Below are 16,184 nucleotides of genomic sequence, written 5' to 3'. Positions count from 1 at the left end.
CTGATTCTTCTTACTTTCTGATGCCTAACTTCTCGATTAAGCTTCTGTAACCCTCTAAGTCGGTCTTCTTTAAGTAGTCTAAAAGACCTCTTCTCTGACCTACCATCATCAGAAGTCCTCTTCTACTGTGGTGATCCTTAGGATTGCTCTTTAAGTGCTCGGTAAGCTCAACGATTCTCTCTGTAAGAATCGCTACCTGTACTTCAGGAGATCCGGTGTCTCCGGGCTTTCTTCCGTACTTCGCTACCAACTCTGCTTTTTTCTCTCTTGTAATCATTTGATTCTCCTTTTTTTAGCAATTTCTTGCGTTAACACACGTTAGACTGAGGAAGGCGTTAGGAAATCGCCTTCCTAGGCCTAACGCGAAGTGCTGTGCATTTTATGATAACTTTTCTTCTTCTCCAAAATCAGTCCATAAATGCCAGACTATAATACGCGAATTTCCGGCTTTCGTCAAGGATTTTTGCTCTCTTCCTCCACAAAGGCCAAATCCTTCTCCAGCTGACTCTTCAACTCTTCGATATCCTTAAAATGTCTTTGCTCCCGAATAAAGCTGATAAATTCCAAGCGAAGCTTCTCTCCGTAGATATCTCCCTGAAAACCCAGAATATGTGTTTCTATGGTCAGCGGGTTATTCTCCGCCACGCTGGGATTCTTCCCTATGCTGGTCATTCCCTCATAGTAGTCTTTCCCCAGAAGCACACGAGTATGATACACCCCCTCCATGGGGCAGAGCTTTCCTTCCTTCGGGAGAATGTTGGCCGTGGGAAAATTGATGCTTCGCCCGATTTTCTTTCCGTGCACCACGGTGCCGGACAGGGTATAGTACCGTCCCAAAAGCCTTGCCGTCTCTTCCACAGCCCCCTCTTCCAAGCATTTCCGGATATAGGTACTGGAAATTTCTACGGATTTCCCGGTGGCATCCCGGGTTAATGCCTTCTCCACCACGGTCAGCTTATAGCCGAAAACCTCAGCCTTTTCCTGAAGCAAGGCCACATCACCTTTTCCCTTATAGCCAAAGCTGCAATCCGTTCCCACCACAAGGTGCTTTACCTTTAAAGCCTTTACCAGAATATCCTCCAGAAATTTCTCCGCAGGCATCTTGGCGGTTTCCAAGGTTAATGGAAAAAGAAAAATCTGGGAAAATCCTGCATTTTGCAGACGGGTATAATGCTCATCCTCCGTACAAAGAAGGTCCTGCCGCTCTCCGGAAAATAAAACCGAAGGATGGGTGGTAAAGGACAAAACAGAGGGTACCAAATTCTCCGCCTTTCCTTCCTTAAACAACTCTTCAAATATTTTTTGGTGTCCTAGATGAAGACCATCAAACTTTCCGAAGGTTAAAATGCTGTCCTTTTGACTGTAAAGGGGCGGCAGCAAGTATGTATCTCTTTCCCCTGCTCCTTCCAGCTTCTCAATTTCCGACAGTCTATAACTCTCCTTTAAAGAAAACTCGCCCACCTGCTCTCGCAAAAGCGCAGACATACAGGCCTTGGTTCCCAGCGCTTCCCCGATATCTTTACAAAGGGTACGAATATAGGTTCCCTTGGAGCAATGAATCCGAAAACGAAGCTTAGGACAATTATAGGAAAGAATTTCCAGAGCAAAGATTTCAATTTGGCTGGGCTTCCTTTCTACCGTTTTCCCTTCTCTTGCCAATTCATAAAGCTTTTTTCCTTCCAACTTTTTTGCGCTGTACATGGGAGGAATCTGCTCCTGCTTTCCCAGAAAGCGGGGAAGAATCTTTTCAATATCCTCCTTCGAAATAGAAACCTCTTCTTCGGAAAGAATCTTACCGGTACTGTCCTCCGTATCCGTTTCGATTCCTAAGGTCAATTCCGCCTGATAGATCTTCTCTTTCGCCATCAAAGCATCCACATATTTGGTAGCCTTTCCGACACAGACCAAAAGCACGCCTTCCGCCATGGGGTCCAAGGTGCCGGTATGCCCCATCTTTTTTTCTCTCAGAATTCTTCGAAGAGCCCGAAGAACGTCGAAGCTGGTCATCCCCTTTTCTTTATATACATTAATAATTCCATCCATGCTTACTCTCTACATCTTTTATTGCTTTTGAAGCCCTCTGCGTCCAGCTGCTTTCTCATTTCTCCGAAAAGCTTCTCCAAAATCTGCTCCGGATTGCCCTTTAGGCTACAACCTGCTGCCATCTTATGTCCCCCGCCGGAAAAGAAGGCCGCCACTTGTGAAACATCAAAGGCATTGTTGTTGGAACGTAGGCTCACCTTATACAGCTGATTCCCTACCTCATAGAGGAAAATCACCCCATCCACATCTCTGGTTTCCCGAAGGATACTGACCACCATGTCCAGGTCTTTTTGTTCCAGATTAAAGGAACGCATATCCTTAAGGCTCAGAGAAGAAGCCAGGATTCTATCCTCACAATAAAGCTTTGCATCCTGCAAGACCTTCCCCGTCATTTTCTGCTGATCCACAGACTTCATATAGAAGCTGTCATCAATGATGTAGGAAAAAGGAATTCCCCGGGCTATGCATTTTCCTGCAATCTCCATGGTATGCTGAGAAGTACAGTTATACTTAAAAACTCCGGTATCATGGATTAAGCCGGTATAAATGCAGGTAGCCACCGCCTTATCGAAAAACTCTTCTTCCATCAGATCAAAGCTCACCTCGCAGGTACTGGAGGCATCGGGTAAAATAGTATGAAAAGGAAAATCCTCCCCACTACTTGTTACATGATGGTCCACCACATAACAGTTTTTTGCAGACTTTGCCAAAGAGCCGAACTCTCCCAGTCTTTCATAAGCTCCGCAATCGCAAATCAGAGCCAGGTCATAACTTTCCTTTGGCACGTCGTGGCGAATGTCGGAAAAACCGGGAAGATAGGAAAATTTCTCATGGGCTTCCATCAAATAAACCTGTACTTCCTTCTCCGGATAGCGATTCTTTAAATAATTCTTCCAGCCCAGAGTAGAGCCCAGGCAATCTCCGTCCGGGCGGGTATGTCCCAGTAGACAAATCCGTTGGGAAGAAGCTAATAATTCCTCCAGCTTGTCTCTCATTCTTCCTCCTCTTTATAGCGATTATCCTGATTTACTACTTCCCCCACAGCTCTTTCCTTATCTTCTTTGCTAACCTGAGATATCAAAGCATCCATTCTGGAACCGTATTCCACGGAGTGATCCGCAATAAATTGCAGTTCCGGCGTATGTCTTAAATTAAGACTCCCGGCCAATTCTCTTCGTAAAAATCCCCCGGCAGCCTTTAATCCCTCAATGGTTTTTCCCAGCTCCTCTTCACTGCCAAGGCAGGAAACAAAGACCTTACAGTATTGTAAATCCGGAGTAAGGTCCACACCGGTAACGTCACAGAAGGGAGAAACCCTGCTATCCTTTACCTCTTCCCGAATCAAAAGAGAAAGACACCTTCTCACATCCTCATTTCTTCTTTGGTTCTTAAAGCTCAGTTTTTTCACTTTTTACCTCTTTATACTTTCCTAAAAAAGTAGGAACAGGGGAGCCTTCGGCTCCCCTCCCTCTTATCTCTGTTTTACTTCTTCCATAACGTAAACTTCCAACTGATCCAATTCCTGAATATCGGTAAAGTCTTCTAATACAATACCGCATTCCTGCTTGGTTCCCACTTCCTTTACGTCATCCTTAAAATGTCTTACGGAAGCAATGGTTCCATCATATAACTGCTCTCCGCCTCTGGTCAAACGAACCTTGGCACCTCTTTGTACCTTTCCGTCCAGAACGAAAGAACCGGCAATAACACCAACTCCGGAGGACTTAAAGATCATACGAACCTCCGCATGACCGATAACCTTTTCCTCATAAACAGGAGCCAGCATTCCCTTCATGGCAAGCTCAATATCTTCAATAGCCTTATAAATGACATTGTAAAGTCTTACGTCTACATTTTCCCGCTCGGCAATATCTCTTGCGGTTGGATCCGGCTTAACGTCAAATCCGATGACGATGGCATTTGAAGCAATAGCCAGGTTAATATCAGACTCATTGATGGCACCAACACCGGCATGAATCACCTTCACCTGAACTTCCGCATTTTCAATCTTCTGTAAGGAATCACGAACCGCTTCCACAGATCCCTGTACATCCGCCTTGATGACAATCGGAAGATCCTTCAGCTCTCCGGCCTTAATCTGGTCAAAGAGGGCATCTAAGCTAACCTTCTTACGGGAATCCTCCACCATCTTCTGCTTTCCTTCACTAACAAAGGTATCCGCATAAGCCTTGGCTTCCTTCTCGTTGTCCTTCACCTGGAAAATTTCTCCCGCATTAGGCACGGAGTTCAATCCTAAAATCTCTACAGGCATGGAAGGTGTTGCCTTCTTGATTCTCTTTCCTTTGTCGTCAATCATGGCACGAACCTTACCGAAGGCAGATCCTACAGCCACCACATCTCCGATATGCAGGGTACCCTTTTGCACCAAAAGACGGGCTACGGAACCTCTTCCCTTGTCCAGCTCCGCCTCGATTACAACACCGTAGGCCTTACGGTTTGGATTCGCCTTTAATTCCAGCACATCCGCCTGTAAAGCAATATTTTCCAAAAGACTTTCCAGTCCTTCTCCGGTTTTTGCAGAAACAGGGCAGCAAATGGTGGTTCCGCCGTAATCCTCCGCCACCAAATCATAGGTCATTAATTCCTGCTTTACCTTGTCAATATTTGCCGCAGGCTTATCAATCTTATTGATGGCTACAATAATCTCTGTATTGGCCGCCTTGGCATGGTTGATCGCCTCAATGGTCTGGGGCTTAATGCCGTCATCTGCTGCAACAACCAGGATAGCAATATCGGTGGACTGGGCTCCACGCATACGCATAGCAGTGAAGGCTTCATGTCCGGGAGTATCCAAGAAGGTTATCACTCTGTCTTCGTCGTTAACCTTTACCGTTACCTGATAAGCACCGATAGACTGGGTAATTCCGCCATGCTCCTTACTGGTCACATTGGTATTTCGAATCGCATCCAGAATAGAGGTTTTACCGTGGTCAACGTGTCCCATAACCGCTACTACAGGAGGACGGGGCTGTAAATCCTTCTCTTCATCCACTTCGGAATCCTGTACCAGCTCAGCGATAACATCTACCTTCTCTTCCATTTCACAAAGGATATCGTACTCAACTGCAATATTTTCCGCCTCTTCATACGTTAATTCCGTATTCAGGGTAACCATCTGTCCCTTTAAGAAAAGCTTCTTGATAAGGTCCGCAGACTTCTGCTTCATCTTATCCGCCAATTCCTTAATGGTAATTACCTCCGGTAAGGTAATGGACTTAATGGTTTCTTCCGCAACCTTCACCACTTCCGGCTTAATAAATGCACCCTTTCCGGTCTTCTTTACCTTTACCTGCTCATCTCTCTCGTAGGACTGGGTAGCGCCGTACTTATTCTGCTTTCTGGCAGCACGATTCTTCTGGGAAATGTTGGCCTTTTCATTTTCAAAGCTCTTGTTTCCGTAAACCTTCTTCTGAGGCTTTGTGGCATCATGCTTGGTTCTGCTTTGCTTTTCCACAATCTCCGGAGCAAGGCTTGGAGCAGGCTTCTTCGCAGCTGCACCGAAACGGGGTCTTCCGCTGGAATCTCCATCCTTTCTTCCCTCTCCTCTGCTGTCACTTCTTCCTCCCGGTGCAAAGCGCTTTTCTGCAGGCTTTCCGGCGCCGAAGCTGCTGCTCTTACGCTCTCCGACAGACTCTTTACTCTGGGGCTTAGCAGGGCTCAGCTTAGCTGCAATTCCGGAAATAGTCGGTTTGAGTCCGGAGATGGTAGGTCTCTTTGCCTTTTCCTGACTTTCCTTTTCCGCCAAAGCCTTCTTTTCCGCTTCTTCCTTGGCCTTTGCCGCTTCTTCCCTAGCTTTTCTTTCCGCTTCCTGCTTTTCTAAAAGAAGTCTCTCCTCTGCCAGCTTCTTCTCCTCTTCCTCCTGCTTTTTCTGAATAGCATTCAAAGCCTTCAAAGGAGTAACCCTTGCAGTTCCGGGAGGCAGGGGTCTTCCATTGGGGGATTTCTTTCCTCCCTCCTCTTTCCCTGCTTCCTTCTTTACCTTGGCCTTTGCCTTATCGGAAAACTGCGTTCTTCCCAGAGGATGATTTTTATGGTTCACCGAGTTTTGGGAATGGAAAACCACCGCTAACTTTTTCTTTTTAACGGGAGCTTCCTCACTTTTTTGTTCAATATTTTCTTTCTTATTCTCTTCCAACATCCGCATTCCCTCCATCTAAAATCTCAATCATCCGTTTCGCAAAGCCTTCATCCTCTATACACAGAGAAGAACGCATTTCCTTTCCAATCCCTCTCCCCAGCTCCTCCTTCGTTCCGAAGGAAAATATGGGAATCTGATAATAAAAACAACTTTGTCGGAATTTTTTTTCCGTATTTTCCGAAGCATCGGCAGCCACCAGCACCAATTTGGCCTTATGGGCTTTAATGGACTTTTCTACGGAAAACTCTCCCGCCTTGACCTTTCCGGCCTTCATGGACAAACCCAAGAGTCCCAATATCTTATTTTGCAATTTCTTTGATTTCCTCCCTCAGTCTATCCAAGTCTTCCTTGGGGATTGCTTCCTTGAAGGAACGGAAAAAAGCCTTTTTCTTCTCAGCCTTCTCCAGGCAAGAAAGATTCTTGCAAAGATAAGCGCCTCTTCCATTTTTTCTTCCTTGCAAATCCACGGCATATTCTCCCTCCGGAGAACGGACAATCCGAAGCAAGTCCTTTTTGTCCTTCTTTTCTCCGCAGCCTATGCAGCTTCGTTGTGGCTCTACCTTCATTTTCCCTCCCGGAAAACATCCCTACGGTTCTATCGGTTCTATCGGTTCTATGAAAATGCTTTTCGAAAAAGACCAATCCTTTTTTCGAAAACCAAGTCTCTCTTTTATTTATTCTTCCTCGTAAGCTTCCGCTTCCTCTTCCCCTTCTTCATAGGAAGCATCCTCATAGTCCTCATCATAGCCTAAATCTTCTTCCTCCAGGCTTTCTCCATGGTAATCAATTCCCATTTCATCGAAGATTCCCTGTTCCTGAGCCTGAGACTCGGACTTAATATCAATTTTGTAATTGGTCAGCTTTGCCGCAAGTCTTGCGTTCTGTCCTTCCTTACCGATGGCCAGAGACAACTGATTATCCGGTACAATGACCAAAGCTTCCTTGTTGTCCGGATCCGCAATAACCGCGATTACCTTAGCCGGGGATAAGGAATTCTCAATCAGGTATGCCGGGTTCTCATCATAGTTGATAATATCAATCTTCTCTCCCCGAAGCTCTTCCACGATGGTATTTACACGGTTTCCGTTAAGACCTACGCAAGCACCTACTGCATCCACATCCTCTTCATTGGAAATGACTGCCATCTTGGTACGAGATCCTGCCTCTCTGGCAATGGACTTAATCTCCACAATGCCTTCTCTAAGCTCGGAAACCTCCTCAAAGAACAGCTTACGAACCAACTCCGGATGGGTACGGGAAAGCATTAGCTTTGGTCCCTTGGGGCTGTCCTTCACTTCCACCACATAGACCTTGGCTCTTTGTCCGGGAGTCAAATTCTCTCCCGGAATCTGCTCCGCTTCCGCAAGGTAACCATCCACCTTGCCTAAGTTCATAATCAGAGCTCTTCCGGTATTCTTTTCCACAAGGGCTGTGAAAATCTTTTTGCTCATAGCATAATATTCTTCAAAGAGGTTCTTTCTCTCTTCCTCACGAATCTTCTGCACAATCACGCCCTTGGCATTCTGCGCTGCAATTCTGCTGAAGGACTTGGAATCGATAGGCACCTGCACCACATCTCCCAAGGTATAGGAAGGATCCATTTCATGGGCTTCTTCCAAGCTGATTTCTGTGGACTTGTCTCCCACCTTCTCAACAACTGTCTTATCTGCCAATACGGAAAACACTGCAGTGTCCGGATTCATGCTTACGTGCACATTGTCTGCGGAACCGAAGTGATTCTTGCAAGCGGTTTGTAATGAAAGCTCGATAGCCTCAATTAAAGCCTGCTTGGAAATTTTCTTTTCCTTCTCTAACATGTCTAGCGCTAAGCGTAATTCCTCGTTCATCGTTTTTACTCCTCTTTATTTTTATCATCAGGCGTTTTCTATCCTTACTGCCTTTAATTCCGCCTGTATTATACTTTTAACTGTTTTCGCCTCACAATTTACTCTTCCGTAGCTTCCTCTCCCTCGGAAAGCAGTTCTTCTTCCACCTCGGAAAGCTCCTCCGCTCCGGGATTGTCCTTAAAGCCTAGGGAACAAACCTCCAAGATATACTCTTCTGCAATAAAATCTTCCTTATCCAACCACTTGGACAGTCTTCTGGAGACCATGGCACAGTCATTGACCGTCATGTCCTGCTCATCTTTTCTAAAAATGAATGCCCTTAGATAGTGGGTTCCCGCCTCTTTTGTAAAGGTGACACTATCCAGCACATAGCCCATTCCCGGAAGAATTTCTTCCAAATACGCCTTTGTTCTCTCAATTTCCATGCCAACGCTCCATTCAAGCAAAAGGGACAAGCCAGTGCTTGCCCCTTCCTACGTTACAAATACTGTTACACACTAACACAAAAGCATTGAAAAAACAAGCCTTTTCTTTGTTTTTCTTCACTTTTCACAGCATTTTTTCTTCTATAAATATTGATCCATGTCTCTTTTTAAATATTTCTTCGAATATCCCCATTTTTGCATCTACCGCGTACCAGATCATTGACTTGCTCTTTATAAGATCCTCATTGAGCTGTACAATGTTATCAGACATAGTCTATTGCCGTCGGTAAAATTAAGTTACCACATAAAACCAACCGAGGCGGCAAGAACTATGCCTGTCTGATGTTTTATAAATCGAAATTATATGCGATATTTTTCAATGCTTTTTACTGAAATTACGTATGAGATGACAAAAATAATCAAATGTAAAATCACTGCTAATGCAATCAAGTTGGTCTGAAGAATAGAATATAGTTTTAATAAAACATTATTAAATTTTGTAATGATAATAGGAAGAATGGTAAATCCTATGAGGATATATCTTCCTTTTTCTACACCAAAATAAAATGATGCGGGAATTACTATCATGTTATAAATTAGCGCAACGTAGAAACCAATGAATGGATACAAAAGGCTAAGCTGTCCAGAATAACTGAAAGTAACAAGGAAGATTATGATACCTGTAAGGAGAGAAATGATGAGCGTGAAAATATATTTCTCCATAGCAATGACATGATAGGAAAGTGGTAGTATACGATAATAATTAACAAGTTTTGTTTTTTCATCTACGGAAATAGTTATTGATACTTGCATTCCGAATAATATCCCAATAATTATGGAGAACATAAACAGAAACATATCTTTCCCAATATAGACAATAATTGGAATAAGAGACATTAAATATACAGGGGATATTAACTTCAAAATGGACTTAAAATCTTTATAAAGCAACCCTTTCATATATTATTCATTTGATAATTACAAAATTAAATTATCATTTCCTTTCGCTAAAGTGGATTTACTTAGATAGTCATATACTACATTTTCTAAAGAAATTTTATTTCCTTCCAAAATGCAAGAAATATCAGTATTCAAAATAACCTTACCGTTATCGAGTAAGATGATTCTGGAAGCAAATTTTTCTAAGTCGCTAATAATGTGAGTGGAGAAGATAACGGCTGAATGTGTCTTATTAATATATTCTTTCAATAAATGCAAAACTTTTTCTCTTGCAACAGGATCCAGTCCGGTAGTTAATTCATCACAAAACAATATTTCAGGGTTTTGAGCCAGCATGGTGGCCAACATTAATTTATTTTTTGTCCCAAGAGACATTTGCTTTATAGCAATAATCTGTACGTTTAGGAAATTCAGATAATCAAAATATTGCTCTGAACTCCATTTAGGATACCAATCAGCCATGACTGTGCAAATGTCTTTGGGATTAAACTTCTCGCAAAATGGACAAATGCCATCATAGAATGAAACAACAGGATTTTTTTTCCATGAAATAGGCTTCATAACCCTGCCTTTGTAATAAACCTCGCCGGATGACGGAAGGCATCTGCCTTCCAGCAAATTCAAAAAAGTAGTTTTTCCGGCACCGTTAGCGCCAATTAGCCCAACTATATCACACTCATTGAGATAGAAGTCAAATGGCTGTAGTTCAAAAGCAGGATACCTCTTTGATACTTTAGCATAAAATAAAGAGCTCACGATTATCTCCTATTCAAATGTGACCAACAAGTATTAAAGATAATATTGGGGCAGACTATCAACTCAATATTGGTAGCATTTTATATGAACAATGATAGCTCTACTTATAATTATAGTATTACTTTTTGTGCAATTTGTCAATATAAAAACGGAGAAGTCAACAATGTAATAGGCATGTTTAACAATATAAAAAATCAACACCAACATAAGTAGCGAGAATTTACAGTTAAGAGACTTGGAGTAAAATATTAGTTGGCAAAAAAATAGGAAGAGGCCGAAGCCTCTTCCTCATCATACAGAAATAACCTATTCTATAGTTGGCAAAAAATATTAAGGTCAGGAGCTGTATGGTGATTTCTATGTTAGAGGAAAAAGGCATAGGTTTCAAGGAGATTGAGCAAGAAATCTTGGAAAGATATGATGGAAGTTACATGAGGAAAGAAATGTCTTATCGTAACTGTGCAGAAAAACTGAGCCAAACAACAGGACTATCTATTAGCCATGCTGCAGTCTGGAATGTGATTCAGGCTCTTGGAGATAAGCCGGTACATGATGAGAAGGAACTGGTAGAAACAGGAAAGAAGGAAGATTTAAGGGGGAGCCGAGAAGTTCCTGTATTATTTGAAGAAGCGGATGGCGTTTGGCTGAATCTACAGGGAAAAGATCGTGCAAGAAGAAACTATCCCAAGGCGGAAATGAAGGCGGCAATCGCTTATGACGGATGGGTAGAGAAAAGATTGGAAAAGGATACCGGTATCCGGTCATAGGCCGCATGTTGGGGCTTGATACGGAAATAAGAGGGGATCGCAGGAAGTTGCTTTCTATGGCGGGGTATTAAAGAATCTTTGCGAGGGCTTAGGCTATGCACGAAAAAGACGATCGCGAGGCTTCCGTAGGGAGCTGCACTCTAGCAACGAAGGCGGGCGCATGTTTGAGCCCGAAGGGCGAGTTTGCGCAGGAGCCTGAGTGCAAAAGCGAGTGCAGCGAGTAGGAAACGTAGTGTGTCTTTGAGGCAGAGCCTAACCCGAAGCAAGACATTCATTAGTCTGTATGAAGGAGTTGCCAACGATTACTTGACAGTAACCTTCCTTTTCTTTCTCCATGGATTCTTCTTTGTTTCTTCCTTCCTTTATGCTATAGTAAGGAAGATTAAAAACACTACATTTTAACGGAAAGATACGAGAATAGAGAAACGGCGAAATTTTTTTCTACGATTCAACGTATGCTATCCTCTTTTCCCCTATGGTGAGGTTTTATGAAATTAATTAGTTTTGCAATCCCCTGTTATAATTCTGCCGCTTATATGCGGAACTGCATTGAAAGCATTCTTCCCGGCGGGGAAGAAGTAGAAATCATCATTGTTGACGATGGTTCCAAAAAAGACAATACCTTGGAAATCGCCAAGGAGTACGAAGAGAAATATCCCGGCATTTGCAAGGCTGTTCATCAGGAAAACGGCGGTCACGGTGAAGCGGTGAACACAGGCCTTAGAAATGCCAGCGGACTTTATTTTAAGGTAGTGGATTCCGATGACTGGTTGGATTCCAAGGTGCTTTTAGAGGTTTTGGAAAGAATCCGGAATTTAACCCTTTCCGGTGAATCCATTGACATGCTGGTGGCCAACTTCATCTATGATAAGGTGGGACAGGAGAATAAAAAGGTCATGTCCTATGCCAATGCTTTCCCCGAAGATAAGGTTTTTGGCTGGGCTGAAATGAAGAACTTTCACCTGGGACAGTACATTTTAATGCATTCCGTTATTTACCGGACCAAAATGCTAAAGGATTGCGGCTTACAGCTTCCTAAGCATACCTTCTATGTGGATAATCTCTTTGTATATGAACCTCTCCCCCATGTAAAGAAGATTTATTATCTAAATCAAAATCTTTATCACTACTACATCGGTAGAGAGGATCAGTCCGTAAATGAAACGGTAATGATTTCTCGTTTAGACCAGCAGTATAGGGTAAACCGCCTGATGATTGAGTGCTGCGATGTCCTTAAGGTACAGCCCAAAAAGCTTCGAAAATATATGATTTTGTATTTGGAAATCATTACCACCGTATCTTCTGTTCTGGCCATTAAGTCCGGTACAGAGGAAAACCTGCAAAGAAAGAAAGAGCTTTGGGCAGAGCTTAGGGAGAAGCACTTCCCCCTATGGTGGAGGATGCGTTCCGGCTTCCTTGGACAAGGGGTAAACCTTCCGGGAAAAATCGGAAACAAGCTCACGATTTTAGCCTATAAGCTCACCCAGAAGTTCTACGGCTTTAACTAATAAGGTATTTGTGCGCTGAAGAGCTTTACTTTTATCAGGAAGGCACTGAACTATCATTAGGAAATAGATTTTTATTAAACGAGATGCCCCCTATGGCATCTCGTTTTTCTACAAACAGTTTGTTTTAATGGAGAAAGAAGCTATGAACATTGCTATTATTACCGGTGCATCCCGAGGAATCGGTAAAGCCGCGGCCAAGCGTTTTGCAAGAGAAGGTTACAGCCTCTTATTAAATTGCGAAAAAAACTGGACTCTTTTGGAAGAATTGAAAAAAGAAATTCAGTCAGACTTGCCGGAAAACTGTCCGGAAATTTTTCTTTGCAAAGATTTGGGCACAAAAGAAGGCCTTTCCCGTATTCTTGAAGGAAAAAGCCTATCTAAGCTGATTCTTATCGCCAACAGCGGTAAAGACGCTATCAAATTATTGCAAGACTACAGAGAGGAAGAAACAAAGGCTCTTTTGGAAACAAATCTCCTACACCCCTTCACTCTTTGCCAAAACCTCCTGCCCTATCTTTTAAAAGCAAAGGAAGGAAGAATTCTTTTCAGTTCTTCCGTTTGGGGAAACGTAGGGGCTTCCATGGAAAGTCTTTATTCCCTCACCAAAGGCGGAATCTCCACCTTTGCGAAAGCTCTGGGAAAAGAGCTCGCCCCTTCTCACATCTCTGTTAATGCCGTAGCTTTCGGCGCTGTTGACACGGATATGAATTCCTGGCTTAGCGCTGAAGAAAAGCAAAGCTTAGAAGAGGAAATTCCCTACGGTAGAATGGCTACCGTAGAAGAAGCCGCCGACTTTCTTTACCTTCTCTCCCAAGCCTCCCTCTACCTTACAGCCCAGGTGATACCCTTTGACGGGGCATGGATCTAAGGTGCTTCTAAAGATTATCGAATTGTGACCTTAAGAATATATCAGCATTATTGTGGTACTTCACAATTCCTTATCTTTAGAAGCGCCGCCGCATCTGATACCATTCCGCATCACCGTGAACAGAAGCAGACTTCCCTTCTAAGACAAAGCCACAGCGACTGTAGAAGGGTATTTTTTCTTTTTTACAGGTAAGCACTGCCCCTTTTCTTCCCTCTTTCTTAGCCTCTTCCAAAAAGACCTGCATCATCTTTGTGGCAATGCCTCTTTTTTGAAACTCAGGGTGGGTATTGACCCCAAAAATCATCTGCCAGTCTCCGTCTTCATCATGGAGACTGACATTTTCATACATTTCATCGAACAAATCTTTTTGATTACTGACGAAGCCGTTGATAAAGGAAATCAGCCTTCCAGCATAAAAAAGAAGAAGGAAATGGTTGCTGTAGGCTTTCAGGCGTTCTTGAAATTGCTCCTTCGTAGCCGCCTCCGCCTTGGGAAAACATTCCGCTTCCAGCCCGGCTACCGCATCCAAATCTGAAGGCTCCGCCTTTCGGAGGCAAAGCGCTTCTTCCTCTAAGCCAATTTCGTTTCCAAAAGCACAGTCCATTTTATCTTCCTTACCTTCTCTTATTGTTCAAAGAATTCTTCCGTTCCATTTTCGATCTTCCCTTTATAAAGGCCGAATACCATTTTTCTCTATTTCTTAACTTTCTTTGCTAAAGCGTTTTTCTCTATGCCTTAGCTTTCTTTGCTAAAGCGTTTTTCTCTATGCCTTAGCTTTCTTTGCTAAAGCGTTCTTCATCCAGTCCTTACCATCTACAAAACGGGAAACGATAAAGGAAACCACATAATCACCTGCTGAGTTAATCATGGTTGCCGGTGGATCCACCAGATTGCCGATAGCAACCAGAATAGGGAAGGCCACCTCCATTTGATTAGGGAAGAAAATGCTGGCAATAATATACTCTCCGATATATCCGCCTCCGGGCACACCGCTCATTCCCACAGAAGAAAATACCGCAACCAGTACAATCACCGGAAGCTGGGCAAAGCTCACAGGAGTTCCCAAAGCTCCCATTACAAAGCAAATCTTTAGTACACAGGAGAAGCAGGAACCATCCATGTGCATGGTCGCTCCCAAAGGAAGCACAATATCGGACACATCCTTGGAAATTCCGCTTTCCTCCGCCACCTCCATATTGGTAGGAATGGTAGCCACTGAAGAACAGGTTCCCAATGCCACAATCGCCGGCTTTAAAATATGGGACATCATCATTTTCACTCCATCCATTCCTGCGCCGATATAAGCCATCAAAGGGAATGCCGTGAAAATATAAATAAAGCAAACCGGATAATATAAAACCAATGCTCTTGCATAGCTCTCCGTAATCTGAGGTCCATAGCTTGCAACCAAATCTGCAAATATCGCAAAGAAGGCAATGGGCGCATAATAGGTTACGATTTGCACAAACTTCATCATGACCGCTGTCAGGCTATCCAAAAACTCCGCTACCTTCTTACCGGACTCTCCTGCTAAATTCACGGAAAAACCAAAGAGTACGGAAAAAACGATTAAAGGAAGCATGGCTCTTCTGGAGAGAAGTCCCACAAAATCCTCCACGGTAAAAAAGTTCAGCACCATTTCCGTAAGACTGGCGTGCTCTCCCACCTCCTCTGCACTAAGGCTCTTCCAGGGCTGTAAAACCGGCGGAAAAATCTGGCAAAGTACAAAAAAGACGATGGCAGCAAAGGCTCCGGTAATCACGAAGCTGAGCACCGTAACCCCCATAATCTTTCCGGCTCTCTTCCGGCTCTTCATATTGGCAACCGCCCCTGCAATAGAGGCAAATACCATAGGCACCACCACACAGAACATCATGCGGATAAACAGGTCTCCCAAAAATTTAATGCCGTGGGCAAAATCCGGTGCCGCATAGCCTGTTATAGAGCCCAATACCATGGCTGAAATCAAAATCAATAAAAAACGATAGTTTCCTGCAATAGATTTGCTTTTCATCTCCTGTACCTCATCTTTAGTTTGTCAAAAATCGGAAAATCCCGGGGAAGCTTTGGTCTATCTCCGGATGGAACTGAATCCCCAGCATTTTCTCTCCGTATTCAATGCCCTCAATTCCGCCATCCTCCGCAAAAGCCACAGCTCGAATATCCTCTGCCGGCTTAGTAATCCGATAACGGTGCATACTGGCCCCTTGAATTCTATCCCCGGGAAAATGCTTTCTTAGAGCGGAATCCTCTATAATCCGAATCTCCTGCTTTACCAAATGCTCTTCTCCCCGGTTGGGATTGCATTTCCAGTGCCCCTCCACCGGTTCCACAAAGAAATACCGTTCCTTCTTCATTTCCTCATAGACTTCCAAAATACTCTTACCGGGACGATTCCTCTGCTCTTCCTTGGCAATAAAATAACTGTGTATAGCCTGCATGCCAAGACAAACGCCCAAGAGCTTTTTTCCGGTTTTCAAGGCATGGGCAATAACTTGAAAATGATAGGGAAAAATCCGTTTTCCTCCACAAAGTAAAAAAGCATCGCAAAGAGCTAAAGCCTCTTCCTTTACTGTACCGTCCACACCGATAATTCCGATAGGAATACCGCCCGCTTCTTCCACTCTTTTGGTATAAAGCTCATGAAAAATAGCATTGTCTTCATAGGGATTTTCCGTCTCCCGAAGGCGAGAGGGGGGAACTATTCCGATAATCTTCATTCTCTACTCCTTTTCCAAACAAATTCATCATACACTATTTTCTGATAAGAAAAAAGAAAAGCGCTTCCTTAAATTGTCTTTTTTATGTCTTTTTTCTGCATTTTTCTGTAAAGTTATCTCATCTTTTCCAA

Annotated in this window: 16 protein-coding genes and 1 pseudogene; 3 read left to right on the top strand and 14 right to left on the bottom strand. The window is 43.5% G+C overall.

What is annotated here, in order from left to right:
- Positions 1-10: 10 nt before the first annotated feature.
- The 11 genes from rpsO to HNQ46_RS00815 form a co-directional block, all read right to left on the bottom strand.
- A complete protein-coding gene (gene rpsO / locus HNQ46_RS00865) occupies positions 11-277 on the bottom strand; it encodes a 30S ribosomal protein S15 (protein WP_007155797.1) in 267 nt (88 codons plus the stop codon).
- Positions 278-453: 176 nt separating this feature from the next.
- Entirely contained in the window at positions 454-2,043 is a 1,590-nt protein-coding gene (truB, locus tag HNQ46_RS00860; protein ID WP_183681714.1) for a tRNA pseudouridine(55) synthase TruB, read from the bottom strand.
- A gap of 2 nt (positions 2,044-2,045) precedes the next feature.
- Positions 2,046-3,038, bottom strand: a complete 993-nt coding sequence (locus HNQ46_RS00855) for a DHH family phosphoesterase (protein ID WP_183681711.1) — start codon at positions 3,036-3,038, stop codon at positions 2,046-2,048.
- Positions 3,035-3,451 (bottom strand): 30S ribosome-binding factor RbfA, encoded by a 417-nt coding sequence (rbfA, locus tag HNQ46_RS00850; RefSeq protein WP_007155794.1) that lies wholly within the window; start codon positions 3,449-3,451, stop codon positions 3,035-3,037. The genes HNQ46_RS00855 and rbfA overlap by 4 nt, the downstream gene beginning before the upstream one ends.
- A gap of 63 nt (positions 3,452-3,514) precedes the next feature.
- Positions 3,515-6,202 carry a translation initiation factor IF-2 gene (infB, locus tag HNQ46_RS00845; protein ID WP_183681709.1) on the bottom strand — a complete coding sequence of 896 codons (2,688 nt, stop codon included), beginning with the start codon at positions 6,200-6,202 and terminating at the stop codon, positions 3,515-3,517.
- A complete protein-coding gene (locus tag HNQ46_RS00840; protein WP_183681706.1) occupies positions 6,186-6,512 on the bottom strand; it encodes a L7Ae/L30e/S12e/Gadd45 family ribosomal protein in 327 nt (108 codons plus the stop codon). The genes infB and HNQ46_RS00840 overlap by 17 nt, the downstream gene beginning before the upstream one ends.
- Positions 6,502-6,768, bottom strand: a complete 267-nt coding sequence (rnpM, locus tag HNQ46_RS00835; RefSeq protein WP_007155791.1) for an RNase P modulator RnpM — start codon at positions 6,766-6,768, stop codon at positions 6,502-6,504. Before rnpM ends, HNQ46_RS00840 begins: the two co-directional genes overlap by 11 nt.
- A 108-nt stretch (positions 6,769-6,876) precedes the next feature.
- The gene (nusA, locus tag HNQ46_RS00830) at positions 6,877-8,049 is read right to left on the bottom strand and encodes a transcription termination factor NusA (protein WP_007155789.1); all 1,173 of its coding nucleotides are present in this window, start codon (positions 8,047-8,049) and stop codon (positions 6,877-6,879) included.
- 98 nt (positions 8,050-8,147) lie between these two features.
- Positions 8,148-8,474, bottom strand: a complete 327-nt coding sequence (locus HNQ46_RS00825; RefSeq protein WP_183681703.1) for a ribosome maturation factor RimP — start codon at positions 8,472-8,474, stop codon at positions 8,148-8,150.
- 360 nt (positions 8,475-8,834) lie between these two features.
- Positions 8,835-9,434: an ABC-2 transporter permease gene (locus HNQ46_RS12310; protein ID WP_183681701.1), complete on the bottom strand. Its 600-nt coding sequence runs from the start codon at positions 9,432-9,434 to the stop codon at positions 8,835-8,837.
- Between the two features lie 18 nt (positions 9,435-9,452).
- The gene (locus tag HNQ46_RS00815) at positions 9,453-10,190 is read right to left on the bottom strand and encodes an ATP-binding cassette domain-containing protein (protein WP_183681699.1); all 738 of its coding nucleotides are present in this window, start codon (positions 10,188-10,190) and stop codon (positions 9,453-9,455) included.
- A 440-nt stretch (positions 10,191-10,630) separates the two neighbouring features.
- On the opposite strand from HNQ46_RS00815, the pseudogene HNQ46_RS00810 reads away from it, so the two are divergent.
- From HNQ46_RS00810 to HNQ46_RS00800, 3 genes and pseudogenes are all read left to right on the top strand, one after another.
- A pseudogene (locus tag HNQ46_RS00810) lies at positions 10,631-10,915 on the top strand (UPF0236 family transposase-like protein); the annotation flags it as partial.
- A gap of 530 nt (positions 10,916-11,445) precedes the next feature.
- Positions 11,446-12,465 carry a glycosyltransferase family 2 protein gene (locus tag HNQ46_RS00805; RefSeq protein ID WP_183681696.1) on the top strand — a complete coding sequence of 340 codons (1,020 nt, stop codon included), beginning with the start codon at positions 11,446-11,448 and terminating at the stop codon, positions 12,463-12,465.
- 142 nt (positions 12,466-12,607) lie between these two features.
- Complete coding sequence (locus tag HNQ46_RS00800) at positions 12,608-13,333, top strand: SDR family NAD(P)-dependent oxidoreductase (protein WP_183681693.1); 726 nt, start codon at positions 12,608-12,610, stop codon at positions 13,331-13,333.
- Positions 13,334-13,409: 76 nt separating this feature from the next.
- Here the strand turns inward: HNQ46_RS00800 and HNQ46_RS00795 are convergent, their stop codons facing one another.
- The 3 genes from HNQ46_RS00795 to HNQ46_RS00785 form a co-directional block, all read right to left on the bottom strand.
- The gene (locus tag HNQ46_RS00795; protein WP_183681690.1) at positions 13,410-13,937 is read right to left on the bottom strand and encodes a GNAT family N-acetyltransferase; all 528 of its coding nucleotides are present in this window, start codon (positions 13,935-13,937) and stop codon (positions 13,410-13,412) included.
- 159 nt (positions 13,938-14,096) lie between these two features.
- Positions 14,097-15,347 carry a dicarboxylate/amino acid:cation symporter gene (locus HNQ46_RS00790; protein ID WP_007155783.1) on the bottom strand — a complete coding sequence of 417 codons (1,251 nt, stop codon included), beginning with the start codon at positions 15,345-15,347 and terminating at the stop codon, positions 14,097-14,099.
- Positions 15,348-15,363: 16 nt separating this feature from the next.
- Positions 15,364-16,053: a gamma-glutamyl-gamma-aminobutyrate hydrolase family protein gene (locus HNQ46_RS00785; RefSeq protein ID WP_183681687.1), complete on the bottom strand. Its 690-nt coding sequence runs from the start codon at positions 16,051-16,053 to the stop codon at positions 15,364-15,366.
- Positions 16,054-16,184 lie beyond the last annotated feature (131 nt).

This window comes from Oribacterium sinus (assembly GCF_014202695.1).
Lineage (GTDB): Bacteria > Bacillota > Clostridia > Lachnospirales > Lachnospiraceae > Oribacterium > Oribacterium sinus.
Note: the sequence above shows the minus strand (reverse complement) of the source record. Positions and strands in the feature narration are given on the sequence as shown.

Excerpts from the sequence above, each read along its gene's own strand:
- rpsO (WP_007155797.1), bottom strand. The coding sequence starts at position 277 with ATGATTACAAGAGAGAAAAAAGCAGAGTTGGTAGCGAAGTACGGAAGA.
- truB (WP_183681714.1), bottom strand. The coding sequence starts at position 2,043 with ATGGATGGAATTATTAATGTATATAAAGAAAAGGGGATGACCAGCTTC.
- HNQ46_RS00855 (WP_183681711.1), bottom strand. The coding sequence starts at position 3,038 with ATGAGAGACAAGCTGGAGGAATTATTAGCTTCTTCCCAACGGATTTGT.
- infB (WP_183681709.1), bottom strand. The coding sequence starts at position 6,202 with ATGTTGGAAGAGAATAAGAAAGAAAATATTGAACAAAAAAGTGAGGAA.
- rnpM (WP_007155791.1), bottom strand. The coding sequence starts at position 6,768 with ATGAAGGTAGAGCCACAACGAAGCTGCATAGGCTGCGGAGAAAAGAAG.
- nusA (WP_007155789.1), bottom strand. The coding sequence starts at position 8,049 with ATGAACGAGGAATTACGCTTAGCGCTAGACATGTTAGAGAAGGAAAAG.
- HNQ46_RS00825 (WP_183681703.1), bottom strand. The coding sequence starts at position 8,474 with ATGGAAATTGAGAGAACAAAGGCGTATTTGGAAGAAATTCTTCCGGGA.
- HNQ46_RS12310 (WP_183681701.1), bottom strand. The coding sequence starts at position 9,434 with ATGAAAGGGTTGCTTTATAAAGATTTTAAGTCCATTTTGAAGTTAATA.
- HNQ46_RS00805 (WP_183681696.1), top strand. The coding sequence starts at position 11,446 with ATGAAATTAATTAGTTTTGCAATCCCCTGTTATAATTCTGCCGCTTAT.
- HNQ46_RS00800 (WP_183681693.1), top strand. The coding sequence starts at position 12,608 with ATGAACATTGCTATTATTACCGGTGCATCCCGAGGAATCGGTAAAGCC.
- HNQ46_RS00795 (WP_183681690.1), bottom strand. The coding sequence starts at position 13,937 with ATGGACTGTGCTTTTGGAAACGAAATTGGCTTAGAGGAAGAAGCGCTT.
- HNQ46_RS00790 (WP_007155783.1), bottom strand. The coding sequence starts at position 15,347 with ATGAAAAGCAAATCTATTGCAGGAAACTATCGTTTTTTATTGATTTTG.
- HNQ46_RS00785 (WP_183681687.1), bottom strand. The coding sequence starts at position 16,053 with ATGAAGATTATCGGAATAGTTCCCCCCTCTCGCCTTCGGGAGACGGAA.